Raw genomic sequence first — 18296 nt, 5'->3', positions numbered from 1 at the left:
TACCAAGGAATACATATAGTCCACCTCCAATCGGAGATGTTCAGATGTGTGCGTATGAATGTTACGCAATTCTTTTCAAGTTAGCGCTGTCTTGGTGGAAAAAGCCTTTTGCAGGGGCGGCAATGATCAGTCTGCCGCATGCCAGATTTCCGAGATGCGCGGGCCGTTGGCCACGCAACGCCAGCCGCCTGCGGCGTCGTTCAGTTGTTGGGCGGCAAGCTGCACTGCGTCGCGGGTGCAGGCTTGGATGTGGGATTGAAGGTCAGCCAGGTAACCCGACGAGTGGCCCGCCAGATGGGCGTGCCATAACAATTCGGCGGCTTGGGCATTGGGCAGTGTCTGTGCTGAGAATTGCTGCGCCAAAGCCGTGTTGCCCAAGTCGTCGTTGCTATCGATCAGTGCCGGCAGTTGGTTCAGGAATACTTGCAGGTGATCAACGATGACTTCCAGCGACACGCTGGGGGATTGCACGCCGAATAGCAGGCCGGTCTGGCCATTGATCTGTCGGATACCGCTGAACACGGCGTAGCCGATTTGCAGCTCAACGCGCAGGCGCTGGTAGAACGGGCCTTGGATCAGATGGCCAAGCAGTCGCCAAGCGGCTTCGTCCGCCAGGGATTGACTCGGCGTTGGGCAAAACAGCAGCAATGCGGCTTCGTCAGAGTCGGTTTTTATCGCGTGCCAGATACGTTGACCGCTGAGGGACGGCGCGCGGTGATTAAGATTTGCGGGTTGCCCGGGCAGACGGGCCGCTGCGGACTTGATCGCGGCTTCATGCGCTGCGGAGAAACCCAGTCCCAGGCCTTGCCAGTGCGCAGTGGACCAGGATGCCGATTCGGGATTGTGGCCGTTGCAGCAAGCGGGCAGGGCCTTGAGCAATTCTCGGATGGCAATCATCTGCGGTGAGTCGGGCTGAGCCTCTTGCGGTTCATTCAGGCCTTTGGCCAACACGTCCAACACGGCTGGCATGGGCTCCAATAGCCCAATCATTTTCACCCGCCAGTCTTGGCCCAGGCTTTCGAACGACAATTCGACGCCTGCCTGACCGGCATGCTCGCGCAACGGCTGCAAAGCGTTTTCCAGGCCGGAAGGGGCTGATCGCCATTGCAGATACAGCGCGCCTTCATCGCCATCGCCTGCCAATGCCTGACTGAAGGTCAGCGCCGACACTTCCCTACGTCCACGGGAGCGATCCTGGGCAAAGGTGCGCAAGCCACGGTGAGCGCTGGTCTGGCCGCGAATCAGGCCGGCGCGTTCTTCCTTGGCCGGTGGGCGCAGGAACGGGTTGTTTGGCGGCAACTGCCAAGTGTGTGTGGATTCTGGCAGGTGCAGCGAATCAAGCATGGCCTTGAGGGCGACAACGTCCTGTTCCGATAGGTCTTGGCTGTCGTTCCGGGCCAACGCAAGGGCGCCTTGGACCTGCTGTTGACGAGCGGCCAGCAGCGCGAACTCTTCACGCAATGAAGTCCAGTCGCTGTGTGCGAAAAAGCTCAGCCAGTCGTGCAGCAACGCCTCGATCTGCGTGGCTGATTCAGCTTGGATGGTGAAGTCGATATCCAACACGGCTTGCCCGGCGAACTGATAAAGCACTGACGCCTGCAGTGCACTCGCCAGTTGCCGCGCTTTCAGTTCAGCCAGCAACCCGCCGGGTCCCGAGGCGTTGAGCCAGGTGCAGAGAAACTCCAGTGCTTTGCGTGGCGCATCACAGGTCATGACGTGGTGCAGGTGATGCAGGGTGATGTGCTGATAGCTCTGCGCATCACCCTGCATCAACGCTGGCGGGGCGGATTGTGGGCGCAGAGGTCCAGAACTCAGCTGTTCACTGAATCGTTGCGCCAAGGTTTCCAGTTCTTCCAGTGATTGCGGGCCCGCCAGGCTCAATGTCATCTGCCCGCTCTGATAGAACTGCGCGTGGAATTCACTCAACGCCTGCTGAAATGCCTCACGCTCCACCGGCAGGCTATCGCGGTTGCCCGCATGAAAACCCCGCAGCGGGTGGTCAGCCGCAAGCCCCTCCAGCAACGCGACCTGCTGCTGTGCCTTGGCATCCTGGGCCCAGGCGACATACTCGGCGTGCAGCACTTCGCGCTCGCGCAGCTGATCCTCCAGGGCCAGGCGTGGGTGGGTCAGCATGTCCACCAACCGCTCCAGTCCACCGGCAAACGTTGCGACCGGCAGTTCAAAGAAGAAATCCGTAGTGCGCTCACGGGTGCTGGCATTGACCTGGCCCCCATGGCGTTGCACGTAGGCCATCAACCCTTCGTCCGTGGGAAAACGTTCGGTGCCGAGGAACAACAGATGCTCGAGGAAATGCGCCAGCCCTGGCCACTCCATCGGCACGTCATGGCTGCCGGCCGCCACCCTTAGCACTGCTGCGCACCGCTTCAAACGCGGCGCATGCTGCAAGGAAACCCGCAAGCCGTTAGCCAGGGTCAGGTGAAGAGAATGAGGGTGGGCCGGCGCAAGCATGGGCACTTCCGAAACGTAGAATGTGCCTATGCTAACAAACCGGCTGGATCAGGGCTTGTGCAGCGCGCCATACAGCTCGGGGCGACGGTCCTGCAAGTAGTGATTGGCGGCACGGGCATCCAGGATCGACTGACGATCCAGCTCCCCGACGATCAAGGCTTCATCCAGGCCCGCCTGGGCAATGCGCTGGCCATTCGGCGCGGCGATGCTGCTTTGCCCGCAGTACTGGATCTCGCCTTCGTGCCCGCAATAGTTGGCGTAGGCCACATAACATTGGTTTTCAAAGGCCCGTGCCCGCACGGTGACGTCGGCGACAAAGTCAAATGGCACCATGTTGGCGGTGGGCACCAGGATCAGCTCGGCACCGGCCAGGGCCAGGCGCCGGGTGTTTTCCGGGAACTCCAGGTCGTAACAGATCAGGAAACCCAGCTTCCAGCCGTTGAGCTCCACCAGTGGGAAATCATCGTCGCCGGCGCTGAACATCGAATGGTCCAGATCACCAAACAGGTGCGTCTTACGGTAGTTGCACACACGCTGGCCGTGGGCGTCGATCAACTGCACGGCGTTGTAGATCTGGCCATCCTCGGCCCGTTCCGGGTAGCCGTAGAGAATCGCCAGCCCGGCGCTTTTGGCCAGTTCGCCAATCGCCTGCGCTGACGGCCCGTCCTGTGCCTCGGCCAAGGCGCCAACGGCTTCGGCGCCGATGTTGTAGCCGCTCAGGAACATCTCCGGCAGCACCAGCACATCGGCGCCGGACGCCTCATGCGCCAGTTGATGCAGGCGCTTGAGGTTGCCGGCCACATCTAAAGGCAGCGGTGGGCATTGGTACAGGGCGACACGCATGTTCAACTCCTTAATCGGCCAGGGCGATCGGCCCGATTTCATCGAATACGTCACCCGGCCCTGGGTTCTCCGGGTGAGTGCTGCCACCGAAGTGGGTCATGATGCCCCACACCGCGTTCAGCGAGGTCTGCACGGCGCCTTCGACCCAGGCTGGGGTCCAGGACACATCATCACCGGCAATGAAAATCCCACGTTGTTCGGCGGGCATGTCCTTCTGCATAAAGTGCGCATACATGCGCTGGTTGTAGCGATAGTGGCCGGGCAGCGCGCCCTTGAAGGCCCCGAGGAAATGCGGGTCGGCTTCCCATGACACGGTGATCGGGTCGCCGATGATGCGCGCCTTGATATCGACTTTCGGGTAGATCTTTTTGAGGGCGTCGAGGGCCAGCTTCACACGCTTATCGATGGGCTGCGGCAGCATTTTCAGCGCGTCGCTCATCCACGAGTACGACAAGCAGATCACCCCCGGCTTGTCGTCGCCGTTATCGAACAGGTAGGTGCCACGGGTCAGGCGGTCGGTGAGGGTCATGCTCATCAGGTCGCGACCGGTCTCCGGGTCTTTGTCTTTCCAGAACGGCCGGTCGACCATCACGAAGGTTTTCGACGATTGCATGTAGCGCGTGCGGTCCAGGGCCATCCACATTTTTTGCGAGAACAGGGTTTCGTCGCATTCGATCTGGGTGGTCAGCAGCCAGCTTTGGCAGGTGGTCAGTACCGCGGCGTATTCGCGTGTGTCGCCATAGTTGTCGGTGACGGCGAAACGGCCATCGGCGGCATGGGCGATGCGCTTCACCCCGGCTCTTGGCGCACCGCGATGCAGCGAACTCAGGCTGGTGCCGGCCGGCCAGTGGGCGCAGCGCTCCGGCACATGACGCCAGATACCCATTGGCACCTGAGCCACGCCGCCGACCACCAGATGTTGGTGGTCATCGCAGTTGGTCATCACCACACGGAAGATTTCCAGCATGGAGTTGGGGAAGTCCGAGTCCCAGCCGCCAGTGCCGAAACCGACCTGGCCAAACACTTCGCGGTGATGGAAGGACAATTTGGCAAATGCCTTGGAGGTGGCGACGAAATCGTAGAAGGTGCGGTCATCCCACAGCGGCACGAGCTTGTTCCACAGCGCCTTGAGGCGCGGCACGTCACGGTCGCGGATGGCTTGCTGGATATCACCGAACTGCGAGCCGGCTTCCAGAGCATCGGCCCAGGCGTCGGCCACTTCCTGGAACAGCACCGGCAAGTCAGAGAGTTTTTGCGCGTAGTGGGTCTGGCCTTCAAGGTCGATGACCGTGCTGCCGGACGCCGGGGTCAGTGGGTTGGGGAAGGGTTTGGTTTCCAGTCCGAGCTTGTCCACGTAGTGGTAGAACGCGGTGGACGACACTGGAAAGCGCATGCCACCCAGCTCGGCAATGATGCCTTCGGCACCTTCGAAGGCTTGGGAACGCAGGCGTCCGCCCATTTTCGAGGCTTCGTACACCACCGGCTTGAGGCCGAGCTTCATCAGCTCGTAGGCGGCCACCAGGCCCGCGATCCCGGCGCCGACGATCGCCACTTCGGCACCGTGGTTGGCCGCAGGAATACTACCCAGGCCGGCCGGGTGTTCAATCCAGTCATCGAAGGCGAACGGGAAGTCCGGGCCAAAGATGGTGATGGGCTTCTTACCGTCGGCGGGGTGGCGATTGGTCTTGCTGAGGGTGCTGGACGGAATGCTCATGGCTGACCTTACTGGCGACTAGGCGGGCGTGACCCGCTGAGTATAGGAAAAGATGGCAGCCAGTTTAGAGAGCGTAGCGTTCGTTAATAAGACGCAAAGTGTCGTCAAATTGCTTTGTTTTTAGTCAGAGTGACGAGATCGGTGATCAGATTGGTTGTCCGCGATCCAATTTGTTACTGAGGATGATCGAAGTGGTGGTTTTCTCCACGCCGTCGACGCTGCCGATCTGATCGAGCAATTGGTCCAACTGTTCCGGCGAATCGGTGCGCAGCCATGCGACGTAATCGAACTCGCCACTCACCGCGCACAATTGTTGCACCTGCGCCATCGCACTGAGTCGGCGCAGCACTTCCTTGCCCGAGCGCGCCTGCACGGTGATGCCGACATACGCCTGCAAACCACCCTCGACCACACGCTGCCCGAGACGCACGCCATAACCGGTAATTACCTGGGTTTTCTCCAGGCGCGCGAGGCGCGACGTCACGGTAGTGCGCGCGATGCCCAACTGCCGGGCGAGCATGGCCACGCTTTCGCGGGCGTTGAGCTGCAGGGCGGCGATCAGTTGGCGGTCGATTTCATCTAGGGCGGGCAAGGTGGGCTCCAGAGTATGGGCGGGGGCGGGAAGCATATTACAGCCTTGCAGACACACGAAAGCCGCGCAATGCGCGGCTTTCTTGTTTGGTGGGCCCACACGGACTTGAACCGTGGACCAAAGGATTATGAGTCCTCTGCTCTGACCAACTGAGCTATAGGCCCTCAGTAGGTCGCGGATTATAACGATGGTTTCCCCGCTGTGCCATCCGAATAATCCTCAATGCGCATACGAAGAAACGTAGCAGCAAAAAGCTCCGGCGGTAGCGGCAGGCTGACGATGTAGCCTTGCATCTGTTCGCAGCCTTCAGCGGCCAGGAAAGCTTGCTGTGCGGGATTCTCCACGCCTTCGGCGATGATGGTGAATTGCATGCTGTGGCCCAGGGCGATGATGGCGCGGACGATGGCGGCGTCGTGGGGGTCGTCGGGCAGGCCGCGGACGAAGGATTGGTCGATCTTGAGGAAGTCCAGGGGCAGGCGCTTGAGGTAGCTGAGGGATGAATAGCCGGTGCCAAAGTCGTCAATGGCAAGCTGTACGCCGAGTTCTTTGAGCTGGTGCAACACCTCCAGCGCTTCTTCGGCCTGGCTCATGATGAAGTTTTCGGTGATCTCCAGTTGCAGGCGACCGGGGTCGAGCTGGTAGTCATGCAGCAGCTGTTTGATGCGGCCCAATAAGCCGGGGTGACGTAATTGTGCGCCGGCCAGGTTGACCGACAGCGGGCCGAAATCGTCGAAGTGGCCTTGCCAGGCGTGTATTTGCCGGCAGGCTTGTTCCAGCACCCAGTCGCCAATCTGCAGGATCATGCCGTTTTCTTCGGCCAGGGCGATGAAGTGTTCGGGGGGCACGTCGCCAAAGGTGGGGTGGCGCCAGCGTATCAGGGCTTCGGCGCCGATCAGTTCGTGGGTCATCAGGCTCAGCTTGGGTTGGTAGTAGAGGCTCAGCTCATCGCGCTCGATGGCGCGGCGCAGTTCGTGCTCCAGTGCCACGCGTTCGTTGGCCTGGGCAGTCAGGTCGCGGGTATAGCTTTCGACCCGGTTACGGCCCTTGGCCTTTGAGCGATACATCGCCGCGTCGGCGTTCTTGACCAGGGTGGCGACGTCGGTGCCGTCCTCGGGGTAGAGGCTGGTGCCGATGCTGGCACTGATAAAAAACTCGTGCTCACCGGCCTGGAATGGGGGTGTGAAGCAGGCCAGCAGTTTATTGGCCAGGTACTGGGCGTCGCTGGCGTGCTGCAGGCCGGGGAGCAGGATGATGAATTCGTCACCGCCCAGGCGGGCTACGGTGTCGATGTCGCGCAGTTGTTCCTTGAGGCGCACGGCGATGTCTTTGAGTAGCAAGTCGCCGATCGGATGGCCGAGGCTGTCGTTGATGTGTTTGAAGCGGTCCAGGTCGAGAAACAGCACGGCGCCTTGTTTGCCCGTTTCTTGGTGCCCGTTGAGGGCCGCTTGCAGTCGGCTTTCGAACAGCGTGCGGTTGGGCAGGCCGGTCAACGGGTCGTGATGCGCCTGGTAGTCGAGGCGGGCTTGAGCCAGCTTGAGGCTGGAGATGTCGGCAAACACCGCGACGAAGTGCGTGATCAACTGGTGGCGGTTGCGCACGGCACTGATCGTCAACCAGCTTGGGTACACCTCGCCGTTCTTGCGGCGGTTGGAGATCTCGCCTTGCCAGTGTCCCTGGGCGGTCAACTGGTGCCACATGGAGGCGTAGAAGGCGCTGTCATGCAGGCCGGAGGCCAGCAGGCGCGGGGTGTGGCCGAGGGCTTCGGCCTCGCTATAGCCGGTGATCTCGGTGAAGGCACGGTTGACGGCGCTGATGTTTTGCCGGGTGTCAGTGATCAACACGCCTTCGGCGGTGCTCTCGAACACCGTGGCGGCTTGTTGCAGTTTTTCCTGCATCAGCTGGCGCTCGGTGATGTCCCGCGCGATGGTCAGCATGCAGTCTTCATCGCCAATCGGTAGCGGGCGGCTGGACAGCTCGCACAAGCGGATCTGCCCATCGCTGCGGCGTATATGGCAGATGAAGTCACGCACAAAACCATCGCGCTGCATCATCTCCAGCATGTGTTTGCGTTCGTTGAGGTCGACCCAGATGCCCAGGTCCAAGGTGGATTGGTCGAGAGAGGTGACGCTGGTGAAGCCGGTGATCCGGCTGAAACCGTCGTTCACTTCAATCAACAACCCATCGCGCTGCCGGCTCAGCAGCAAGCCGTCGGGGGAGGCGTGGAAGGCCTTGGCGAATTTCTCTTCGGAGGTTTGCAGTTGTTGCTGGGTTTCCTTGAGTTGGGTGATGTCGCGCACCACCACAACGATGGCCTCTGTGGTGTCGAGTTGGAACGGCTCGGCGGAGATCAGCCCGGTGAACGCCTGACCATTGCTGCGCAGAAAGGGCATTTCCAGGTTGCGGATGCTAGTGGTCTGCACCCGTTGCAGCAGGTCGGGACCGACGCCCTTGATGCCCCAGATATTCAACTCGGTGGCGGTTTTACCAACGACCTGTTCGGCCTTCAGGCCAATCTGGTCTTCGAATGCCTTGTTCACTTCCAGCAGGCAGCCATCAGACAGTCGTGCAATCACCAGCATGTCCGGGCATTGCTGGAACACCGAGGCGAATTTCTGCTCGGACAGCTGCAACGCCTCTTCAGTGCGCTTAGCCTCACTGATATCGATCATCAAGCCGCGCAGAACCGGCTCATGACCATGTTCGATCAGGCTGACAATGTCGCGCACCCACAAGCAACGGCCGTCAGCAGTGATCACTCGGTAATCAATGCTGTGGTCACGGTTGGCGCGGGTTTCGCGATAGCAGTAGGCTTCGGCGCGGGTCAGGTCGGCGGGGTGAATGATGTTGCGCCAGAACCCCGGGATCAGCCAATGGGCGCGCGGATAGCCCAGCAATTCTTCGGCGTGGGGCGACACGTAGCTGTAGGTGAAATCGGTGACATTGGCTTCCCAGGCGATGGCGGACAGGCTCTCCACTAAACCGCGATAGTGGTACTCGCTGCTGCGCAGCTCCTGTTCGAGGGCGACACGGCGGGAAATTTCCGAACTGAGACGACGGTTGATCCGAATCACCACGGCCAACACGGTGCTCAGCAACAGCACGGCAGGCAGGCCGTAAAGCAGCAGGTCGGTCCAGAAGGTGCGGTGATCGGTAAAGCTGCCGACCCAATGCTGCTGGATGGCATCGGTTTCTTGCGGGCTGAGGTCGGCGAGCACCTTGTCCAGGATGCCCACCAGCATTTTATTGTCACGCGGTACGCCCATCGCCAATTGGTAGCGGTAGGGGGTTTCGCCGCTGACGTACAAGCCATCGAGCTTGAGTTGGCGCAGGCTCCAGACACTGGAGGCGAGATCGCCGACCACTGCATCTACTTCATCGGTGGCCAGGGCTTGCAACGTCGAGCTGACATTCGGCATGGCCACCAGGTTGAGATCGGGATGATGGGTGCGCAGCAGCTCATGGGGGGCGTAGTTTTCCACCACGGCAATCTTCAAGCCGTAGAGGTCTTTCAGGGTGCGCGGTTTGGCGCCACCTTCATGGGCCAGGATAACGATCGGGAAGTCCAGGTAAGGCCGGGTGAACGCCATATAGCCCTGGCGTTCCGGTGTAGACATGATGCCCGGCAGCAGGTCGAGTTGGTTGTTGCGGGCCTGCTCCAGGACCGCACTCCAGTTTGCAGGCTCAATCAACTTGACGCGCACGCCGAGGCGATCCTGGATCAGGCGCACATAATCTGCCGCCAAGCCTTGGTAGCGGCCACTTTCGTCACGGTATTCAAAGGGTGGCCATGACGCATCCACCCCGAGGCGCAACTCCTGATGGTCCGCCAGCCAGTCACGCTCATCATCGCTAAGAGTCAACGCGCCAGCCGTTGCGGTCCAGGTCAGCAGCCACAGCAAAAACACAGCCGGCAATCTGGGCATAACGGTCTCGTTATGGCACGGGGAATGTTTCGAGTGTAGACGGGCATTGCGGGGGAGGGGTGTTGCGCAAGGTTTTATCGATACAAAACAAAACCCCCGGCCTGGGCCGGGGGTTCTGGTATCACTCGTCGAGGAAGGAGCGCAGATGCTCGCTTCGCGTCGGGTGGCGCAACTTGCGCAGCGCCTTGGCTTCGATCTGACGGATCCGCTCACGGGTCACGTCAAACTGCTTACCGACTTCCTCAAGGGTGTGGTCGGTATTCATGTCGATGCCGAAACGCATGCGCAGTACCTTGGCTTCACGGGCAGTGAGGCCGGACAGTACGTCGCGAGTCGCTTCTTTCAGGCTCTCAACGGTGGCGACATCGATTGGCGACTGCATGGTCGAGTCTTCAATGAAGTCACCCAGGTGGGAGTCTTCGTCATCACCAATCGGGGTTTCCATGGAGATCGGCTCTTTAGCGATCTTCAATACCTTGCGGATTTTATCCTCAGGCATTTCCATGCGTTCGCCCAGCTCTTCCGGGGTCGGTTCGCGACCCATTTCCTGCAACATCTGCCGGGAAATACGGTTGAGCTTGTTGATCGTCTCGATCATGTGCACCGGAATACGGATGGTGCGGGCCTGGTCGGCGATCGAGCGAGTGATCGCCTGACGGATCCACCAGGTGGCATAAGTCGAGAACTTGTAACCACGACGGTATTCGAACTTGTCCACAGCCTTCATCAAGCCGATGTTGCCTTCCTGGATCAGGTCGAGGAATTGCAGGCCACGGTTGGTGTACTTCTTGGCGATGGAGATCACCAGACGCAAGTTCGCTTCAACCATCTCTTTCTTCGCGCGGCGGGCCTTGGCCTCACCGATCGACATGCGACGGTTGATGTCCTTGATCTCGGCAATCGTCAGACCGGTTTCGGTCTCCAATGCTTGCAGCTTTTGCTGGCAACGGATGATGTCCGGCTGCAGGCGACCAATGGCTTCGGCGTATTTCGCCTTGCCCTTGGCCAGTGCGTCGGTCCAGCTTTCATCTACTTCGTTGCTCGGGAACTGACGCAGGAAGTCGGCACGCGGCATGCGCGCGTCACGGACACAGAGCTGCATGATCGCACGCTCTTGTGCACGCAGACGCTCCAGGGCGCTGCGAACCCGCTCAACCAGGCCTTCGAATTGCTTCGGCACCAGCTTGATCGGCATGAACAGCTCAGCCAGGGCCAGCAGCTCGGCGATTGCCTGCTTGTTGGCGCGACCGTGCTTTTTCAGGGCCTTGCGGGTGATTTCCATTTGATCGGAAACCGCACCGAAACGCTGGGCAGCGACGATTGGGTCTGGACCGCTTTCAACTTCATCTTCGTCGTCGCCGCTGGCTTCAGCGTCGTCGTCTTCGGAGTCGTCGTCCGCTTTCGCAGCCTTGGCATCGACTGGTGGCGGCACTTCGGCGGCAGGCGGCGCAATGCCGTCGTCCGGGTCGATGTAGCCACTCAGCACGTCGGACAGGCGGCCACCTTCGGTGGTAACGCGGGTGTACTCGGAGAGAATATGGTCAACCGTGCCAGGGAAGTGCGCGATTGCGCCCATCACTTCACGGATGCCCTCTTCGATACGCTTGGCGATTTCGATTTCGCCTTCGCGTGTCAGCAGCTCGACGGTACCCATTTCACGCATATACATGCGCACAGGGTCGGTGGTACGACCGATATCGGTCTCCACAGCAGCCAGCGCGGCGGCCGCTTCTTCAGCGGCAGCCTCGTCGGTATCGGCGTCCGCCAGCATAAGGGAATCCTTATCTGGCGCAGCTTCGAATACGTTGATCCCCATGTCGTTAATCATGCGGATGATGTCTTCCACCTGCTCTGGATCTGAAATATCCTCAGGCAGGTGGTCGTTGACCTCCGCGTAAGTCAGGTAACCCTGCTCACGACCGAGAACGATCAACTCTTTGATACGAGACTGCTGTTGCGCTTTTCCGGACATAACACCCTATCCACTGAAGGTCTTGGCGGGCAAAAAACAAGCCGAGGATTATACCTGAGCTATGACCTCACGCGCCAGTTGAGGTCGGGTTTGATGCGCAAACGTTCTGTTTTAAGAGGTCGCGCATCTGTTTTGCTATCTGAATCTTCTCTTCAGCCGATAAATCCGGCTGCCTTGCTTTCTTGATCAGGTCATCGAGGGTCTGCGTGTGCTGACCCGCGGATAACCTAGTAATGGTGTCTAAAAACTGTTGTTCAAGGTTATCGCCGTCAATTAGCCACTCCTTTTCCGCGAGGGCTTTCAATAGTCGGCCCTGTTCGGTGCCGTGCCAGCGCGCCATCAACTGGATTGAGTTTAGCTTAGGATTTTTCTGTACCGCCTCGATCAAGGCGATCAATACCTGGGCGTAAGTGTTGCTCGCATTGGCAAAATGATCAGCACTCTCGACCTTTTCCGCCAGTTGCGGGTGATGGATGAGCGTGCGCAGGGCAATGAGCGTTGGCGCTTCTACGGCGACAGGCGTTCGCGGGGCATAAGCCTCGTCACGGTCACCGCGCTTGCCATTCTTGCTCCAGGGTTTCTTTTCCCATTTCTTGCCGTCGCTGCCAGACTTTTTCGGTGTCCATTCCTGCTGGGGCGCGTAGGCCTCCTGCGGTTGATGGAAGTCGGAATAGTCCGGCATGGCGTCGTAATCCATGCCTGGGTCGTAGGTCGGCGGCGGTGCGTCATGCGGCGCGTTGTGCACCAGTTGGCTGACGGCTTCGCCGCTTAACCCGGTGATTTCCTGCAGGCGCATGCGCATCAGTGATTTCAGGTTGGCGCCGGGAACCTTGTCTATCAGCGGCGCCGCGAGGGTGGCCATGTGGGCCTTGCCTTCGAGGGAGCGCGGGTCGGCTTCTTCGGTCAGTTGCTGGAAGAAGTAGTCGGCCAGCGGTTGTGCATGCTGGTTGATGCGCGCGCGGAAGGCGTCAGTGCCTTCGGAGCGGACCAGGGTATCCGGGTCTTCGCCTTCGGGCAGGAACAGGAAGCGTGCGCGACGTCCGTCCTGCAGGCTCGACAGCGTGGCCTCGAGTGCGCGCCAGGCGGCGTTGCGGCCGGCCTGGTCGCCGTCGAAGCAGAACAGCACGCTGGGTACCACGCGAAACAGGCGCTTCATGTGTTCTTCGCTGGTCGCGGTGCCCAGCGTGGCGACGGCATTGCGCAGGCCCTGTTGGGCGAGCGCGATCACGTCCATATAGCCCTCAACCACGATGATCTCATCGAGGTTGCGGTTGTTCTTGCGCGCCTCGAACAGACCGTAGAGCTCCTGCCCCTTATGGAATACCGGAGTTTCCGGGGAGTTCAGGTACTTGGGTTTGTCGTCCCCCAGTACTCGGCCACCAAAGGCGATGATGCGCCCACGGCTGTCGCGGATCGGGAACATCACCCGGTCGCGGAAGCGGTCATAACGTTTGCCGGTCTCGGCGTTTTCCACCAGCAGGCCGGCGTCGATCATGGCTTTTTGCTGGAGGGTGTCGCTGCTCAAGTGCTTGTACAGGTTGTCCCAGCCGGGCGGGGCGAACCCCAGGCCGAAGTCCCGGGCGATTTCCCCGGTGAGGCCGCGACCTTTCAAATAGTCGACGGCGGCCTTGCGCTGCGGATGGCTTTTAAGCGCCTGACGGTAAAAGTCGGCAGCGGCCGTCAGTAGCGGGTAAAGCGGCGAATCAGTAGGTTGGCGCGGCTTGTGCGGCCGCCCGCTTTCTTCCCGAGGGACTTCCATGCCCGCGGCTTTTGCCAGGTCCTCGATAGCCTGGGGGAAATCCAGGTTGTCGTGGTCCATGAGAAAACCCAGGGCGTTGCCGCCTGCGCCGCAGCCGAAGCAGTAATAGAACTGCTTGTCGGGGCTGACGCTGAATGACGGGGTTTTCTCTTTGTGGAACGGGCAGCAGGCGGTGTAGTTTTTGCCGGCTTTTTTCAGTTGCACGCGCGAGCTGACAACATCGACGATGTCGGTGCGGTTCAGAAGGTCGTCAATAAAGCTCTGGGGAATCAGCCCGGCCATGGCGTTCTCGTCATCACTGCGTGTCAATGAGGGCCCAATGATTGCTCAAGCGCACGCAGTGCGTGGCTCGTTCATCAGTTGTCTGCTTGGGCATTCAGGAAGTGTATCTGCCGTTCATTCACTGACGTTAGTTTCAATCAGGTTTTTGGCATGGAAATGTTGCCCCGGCATCCGGTCTTGGCCAATGGCGGCCTCGGAAGCTCGTCGTCGGGCACAGTCGATACAGTTGATCGCCTGTTTGAAGAATAAGTGTGCTCGTCAGTAGCCTTGATAGGCTCGTCAGAAGAGACGTGCACCGCTGGCAAAAGAGCCAGTCCTGACGTGTGAAGCAGTTGTATCGGTCGCGTGTGCGGCGTCAACAGTGAAGCATCAAGCGATATCCGCAAATGCCATTAGCCCGGCTGAGGGCCGGGCTTGGCAGAAGCTTGCTACGAACGTCTGTGTATTAGTACAGACGAACGGCGCGGCGCTGTTCGCGCTGAACTTTCTTGGCGTGACGCTTAACAGCGGCTGCTGCTTTACGCTTACGCTCAGAAGTTGGCTTCTCGTAAAATTCGCGGCTACGAACTTCAGCCAGTACACCGGCTTTTTCGCAGGAGCGCTTGAAACGACGCAGAGCTACGTCGAAGGGTTCGTTCTCTTTAACTTTGACGGCTGGCATCCAGAGCTACCTTCTTTCATTACCGGGATCAACGTTCTCGTCGCAAAAAATTCGCGGCTGAGGTCGTCGGTTTTTAAGGGTTGCGGATGTTAACCCCTCATTGCCCGGAATGCAAAGCCTCTGATCGAAAACCGCTAGTCGGGAGGGGGAGTGGCGACTATTATGCGCGCCTTCGAATTCAGCCTCTACAAGGCGCAAACCCATGCTAGTACTGGGACTTGAAACCTCCTGCGACGAAACCGGTGTCGCACTTTACGACAGTGAACGCGGGCTCTTGGCCGATGCACTGTTCAGTCAGATCGACCTGCACCGTGCCTATGGTGGCGTGGTGCCGGAGCTGGCCAGCCGTGATCACGTCAAGCGCATGCTGCCCCTGATCCGCCAAGTGCTGGATGAGGCTGGCTGCGTGCCGACCGAGATCGACGCCATCGCCTACACCGCAGGCCCCGGACTGGTCGGAGCCCTGCTGGTTGGGGCCTCTTGCGCCCAGGCGCTGGCATTTGCCTGGGGTATTCCAGCCCTCGGCGTGCACCATATGGAAGGCCATTTACTGGCACCGATGCTGGAAAAAACACCGCCAGAGTTCCCGTTCGTCGCATTGTTGGTTTCCGGCGGCCATACGCAGTTGGTTCAGGTGGACGGAATCGGCCAATACACCCTTTTGGGTGAATCCTTGGACGACGCTGCCGGCGAAGCCTTCGACAAGACCGCGAAGATGATGGGCCTCAATTATCCCGGTGGTCCGGAAATCGCCCGCCTCGCCGAAAAAGGTGTTGCCGGTCGCTACACCTTCCCGCGGCCGATGTGCGATCGCCCGGGCCTGATGTTCAGCTTCAGCGGTTTAAAAACCTCTGCGCTGAACACCTGGCAGCAAAGCGTCAGCGCCGGAGACGACAGCGAGCAAGCCCGTTGCGACATCGCTCTGGCGTTCCAGCAGGCCGTGGTGGAGACTTTGACCATCAAGTGCAAGCGCGCCTTGAAACAGGCAGGCATGAAGCGGCTGGTGATCGCAGGCGGCGTCAGCGCCAACAAGGCCTTGCGCACTTCGCTGGAAAAAATGCTCGGCGACATGAAGGGCGACGTGTTCTACGCGCGCCCCGAGTTCTGCACCGACAACGGCGCGATGATCGCCTATGCCGGTTGCCAGCGCCTGCAGGCTGGTCAGCATGAAAGCCTGGCAATCAGCGTGCAGGCGCGCTGGCCGATGGAGCAGTTGTCGCCGTTGTAAGGCTGCAAGGTGGGCCGGGCTCATCGACGGTATTTAAAAATGCCGTTCGCGCCCGGCAAACAGGTCGCGTAAATTGCCCCGGTGGCGCCAGACGATCAGCAGTGTTAGCACGCTCATTGGCAGCAGTGCCGCCGGTTCTTGCCAGGCCAGTAGCGGCAGGGTGAGCGGGGTGGCGATTAACGCGGCGAGCGAGCTGGTGCGGGTCAGGTAGAACGTCAGCAGCCAGGCGAGTACGGCCAGCAAAGCCGCCGGCGGGTAGATCCCGAGCAACATGCCGGCTGCCGTGGCGACGCCTTTGCCGCCGCGAAAGCGGAAGTACAGGGGAAACAGGTGGCCGAGGACCGCGCATACGCCGATCCAGGCCTGCTGTTGCAGGGTCAGGCCGGCGAGGCTGGCGATCAGCACGGGCAACAGGCCCTTGCAGAGGTCGCCCAGCAGCGTCAGTACGGCGAGTTTCTTGCCGGCCAGGCGCAACATATTGGTGGCGCCGGCATTGCCTGAGCCACTCATTCGCGGGTCGGGATTTCCCGTCAGGCGGCTGAGCAAAATGGCGAAGGACAGCGAGCCGAGCAGGTAGGCGAAAATCGCCAGTGACCAAAACATGCTAACTATTCCGGGCGAGGACGCCCTGATTCTAACGGGGCATCGCGCCCTTGTCGTGCTGCGGAGAAGAGTGCTTGGACAGAGTGTTTATCGAAGGCCTGGAAGTCGACACCGTGATCGGGGCCTACGACTGGGAGCGCGGAATCCGTCAATGCTTGCGCCTGGACCTGAGCTTCGCCTGGGATAACCGCCCGGCTGCGGCCGGTGATGACCTGACGTTGGCGCTGGATTACGCCAGTGTATCCGCGCGTATCCAGGCCTTTGCCGAACAATCCCAGTACCAATTGGTGGAAACCTTTGCCGAACGGTTGGCCGAAGTGCTGATGAGTGAATTTCAGATTCCCTGGTTGCACCTCAAGTTGACCAAGCCAGGCGCCGTTCCGGCTGCCAAAGGTGTGGGCGTGGAGATCGAGCGCGGATGCCGCTAACTCAGGTTTACCTAGGTCTAGGCAGCAATATCGAGCGCGAGTCTCACCTCCGCGCTGGCCTGGATGCGCTGGCGAGTTTTTTGACGGATGTGCGCTGTTCAGCAGTGTTTGAAAGCCAGCCGGTGGGCATCAAGAGCGGGCCGTTCTTTAATCTGGTGGTGTCGGCCTACACCGACCTGCCGCTGATGGAGCTGGACCGGCGGTTGAAATTCATCGAGGCCGACAACGGTCGCTACGCGCCGGATCGCAAGGGCCTGCCGCTGGATATCGATGTGCTGTTGTACGGCGATCTGGTGGGTAACTTCGATGGATTGATCCTGCCGCGTGTAGAAATCCTCAAGAACGCCTTTGTGCTGTGGCCGCTGTCGTTGATGGCGCCTGAGCGAGTGCACCCTGAGGCGGGCAAGACGTTGGCCGAGTTGTGGCGCGAGGCGCAGATTGACCAGGTGCTGGCGCCTGTCGCATTTGAATGGCAGGGCCAGCAACTCACGCCGAACATTCTCCTGTAGGAGCTAGCTTGCCGGCGATGGCGTTCCTGAGCTCGCTATCGCCGGCAAGCCGGGCTCCTACAGTGCGTAGTGTTCTTTGTAGATTTTTAGGGCCTTGAGCCGTTCGCGCTTGAGCGCCTCGCCCAGCTCAGGGCCTTTGAAACCCTTCTCCAGCAAGGGTGCAACGGCCACTTCGCGAGCTGCCTTCGCGGCCCCACGCAAGTAATCTGCTTGTGGATAACTTCTCTGCTCCAGACCCTTGCGGCCTCGGGCGTCCATTTCGCAAGCGACCACGAATTCCTCAAAGCGCTGCGGCCGACGGTAAACGTCGAAACTTTGCAGCAACTCCAGCAGCGTCGAGGCTTTCAGCTCCAGCGCACGATGACCGTGGGTGTGATACTGGCCCACCAGCAACGCCAATTCCTGGCAATCCCTTGGCACCTTGAAGCGTTCATTGACGGCCTTGATCAGCTCCAAACCCCGCTGTTCATGGGCGATGTGCTGCGGCAACTTATCCACAGGGGTCGTGCCTTTGCCCAGGTCGTGCAGCAGGCAGGCCCAGCGCACGGTAAGGGGCTGCTGATGCAAAGCCGCTTGTTCCAGCACGCTCAAGGTGTGAATGCCGGTGTCGATTTCCGGGTGATGGGCTTCGGGTTGTGGGACGCCGAACAGGGCATTCACTTCTGGCATCAAGGTTTTCAGCGCATCGCAGTCGCGCAGTACCTGAATGAACACGTCGGGTTGGTCTTCCATCAGTGCGCGGGAAATTTCTTTCCAACTGCGCTCGGGCGTCAGCGCCTCCAGTTCGCCGGATTCGCTGAGCTGGCGCATCAGTTCAAATGTTTCTGGTGCGACGGTAAACCCCAGTGCCGCGTAACGTGCGGCGAAGCGTGCAACACGCAGTACTCGCAGGGGATCTTCGGCGAACGCCGGAGAAACATGGCGCAGAATGCGGGCTTCAAGATCTCGCTGACCGTGATAAGGGTCGGTCAAGTTACCGTCGTCGTCTTCCGCCATAGCGTTGATTGTCAGGTCGCGGCGGATCAGGTCTTCTTCCAGCGTCACCTCGGGGCTGGCGTGAAATACAAAGCCGCCATAACCCCGGCCGCTTTTGCGCTCAGTACGGGCGAGGGCGTACTCGTCACCGTTTTTTGGGTCCAGAAATACCGGGAAGTCAGCACCCACCGGCTTGTAGCCCTTGGCGAGCATCTCTTCGGCAGTCGCGCCCACCACGACGCGGTCGATATCGGTCACCGGGATACCCAAGAGGCGATCTCGCACCGCACCGCCGACTTTGTAGATTTTCATGAAAAAGCCTCCATTAGCGGCACAGG

At 60.1% G+C, this 18296-nt stretch carries 13 protein-coding genes and 1 tRNA gene; 3 read left to right on the top strand and 11 right to left on the bottom strand.

Going from position 1 to position 18296, the window contains the following annotated elements; genetic code table 11:
- Positions 1–126 precede the first annotated feature (126 nt).
- The 9 genes from pqqF to rpsU all read right to left on the bottom strand — a co-directional run bounded on the left by pqqF (position 127) and on the right by rpsU (position 14215).
- Entirely contained in the window at positions 127–2469 is a 2343-nt protein-coding gene (pqqF, locus tag RB216_RS26670; protein WP_308908065.1) for a pyrroloquinoline quinone biosynthesis protein PqqF, read from the bottom strand.
- Positions 2470–2517: 48 nt separating this feature from the next.
- Positions 2518–3312 (bottom strand): carbon-nitrogen hydrolase family protein, encoded by a 795-nt coding sequence (locus RB216_RS26665; protein ID WP_099493048.1) that lies wholly within the window; start codon positions 3310–3312, stop codon positions 2518–2520.
- A gap of 10 nt (positions 3313–3322) precedes the next feature.
- The gene (locus RB216_RS26660) at positions 3323–5026 is read right to left on the bottom strand and encodes a flavin monoamine oxidase family protein (protein WP_308908064.1); all 1704 of its coding nucleotides are present in this window, start codon (positions 5024–5026) and stop codon (positions 3323–3325) included.
- Between the two features lie 145 nt (positions 5027–5171).
- A complete protein-coding gene (locus tag RB216_RS26655) occupies positions 5172–5618 on the bottom strand; it encodes an Lrp/AsnC family transcriptional regulator (RefSeq protein WP_028618175.1) in 447 nt (148 codons plus the stop codon).
- 87 nt (positions 5619–5705) lie between these two features.
- Positions 5706–5782: transfer RNA gene (locus RB216_RS26650), tRNA-Ile, on the bottom strand.
- A gap of 15 nt (positions 5783–5797) precedes the next feature.
- On the bottom strand, positions 5798–9541 hold the full coding sequence (locus RB216_RS26645) for an EAL domain-containing protein (RefSeq protein ID WP_308908063.1): 3744 nt from the start codon (positions 9539–9541) through the stop codon (positions 5798–5800).
- Between the two features lie 121 nt (positions 9542–9662).
- Complete coding sequence (rpoD, locus tag RB216_RS26640) at positions 9663–11513, bottom strand: RNA polymerase sigma factor RpoD (protein WP_028618173.1); 1851 nt, start codon at positions 11511–11513, stop codon at positions 9663–9665.
- A 67-nt stretch (positions 11514–11580) separates the two neighbouring features.
- Positions 11581–13554, bottom strand: a complete 1974-nt coding sequence (dnaG, locus tag RB216_RS26635) for a DNA primase (protein ID WP_028618172.1) — start codon at positions 13552–13554, stop codon at positions 11581–11583.
- A 445-nt stretch (positions 13555–13999) separates the two neighbouring features.
- On the bottom strand, positions 14000–14215 hold the full coding sequence (rpsU, locus tag RB216_RS26630) for a 30S ribosomal protein S21 (RefSeq protein ID WP_002551877.1): 216 nt from the start codon (positions 14213–14215) through the stop codon (positions 14000–14002).
- Positions 14216–14417: 202 nt separating this feature from the next.
- On the opposite strand from rpsU, the gene tsaD reads away from it, so the two are divergent.
- On the top strand, positions 14418–15443 hold the full coding sequence (gene tsaD / locus RB216_RS26625; RefSeq protein WP_028618170.1) for a tRNA (adenosine(37)-N6)-threonylcarbamoyltransferase complex transferase subunit TsaD: 1026 nt from the start codon (positions 14418–14420) through the stop codon (positions 15441–15443).
- A gap of 33 nt (positions 15444–15476) precedes the next feature.
- On the opposite strand, the gene plsY is transcribed toward tsaD, so the two are convergent.
- Positions 15477–16046, bottom strand: a complete 570-nt coding sequence (plsY, locus tag RB216_RS26620) for a glycerol-3-phosphate 1-O-acyltransferase PlsY (protein ID WP_010206988.1) — start codon at positions 16044–16046, stop codon at positions 15477–15479.
- A 74-nt stretch (positions 16047–16120) separates the two neighbouring features.
- Between plsY and folB the strand changes: the two genes are divergently transcribed.
- Together folB and folK are read left to right on the top strand one after the other, a co-directional pair.
- A complete protein-coding gene (gene folB, locus RB216_RS26615; RefSeq protein WP_015886183.1) occupies positions 16121–16474 on the top strand; it encodes a dihydroneopterin aldolase in 354 nt (117 codons plus the stop codon).
- Entirely contained in the window at positions 16465–16983 is a 519-nt protein-coding gene (folK, locus tag RB216_RS26610; protein WP_028618169.1) for a 2-amino-4-hydroxy-6-hydroxymethyldihydropteridine diphosphokinase, read from the top strand. The genes folB and folK overlap by 10 nt, the downstream gene beginning before the upstream one ends.
- Before the next feature lie 57 nt (positions 16984–17040).
- Here folK and RB216_RS26605 read toward each other — a convergent pair whose 3' ends face one another.
- Positions 17041–18270 carry a multifunctional CCA addition/repair protein gene (locus RB216_RS26605; RefSeq protein ID WP_028618168.1) on the bottom strand — a complete coding sequence of 410 codons (1230 nt, stop codon included), beginning with the start codon at positions 18268–18270 and terminating at the stop codon, positions 17041–17043.
- Positions 18271–18296 lie beyond the last annotated feature (26 nt).

The organism is Pseudomonas canadensis (genome assembly GCF_030980095.1).
GTDB classification, from domain to species: domain Bacteria; phylum Pseudomonadota; class Gammaproteobacteria; order Pseudomonadales; family Pseudomonadaceae; genus Aquipseudomonas; species Aquipseudomonas canadensis.
Note: the sequence above shows the minus strand (reverse complement) of the source record. Positions and strands in the feature narration are given on the sequence as shown.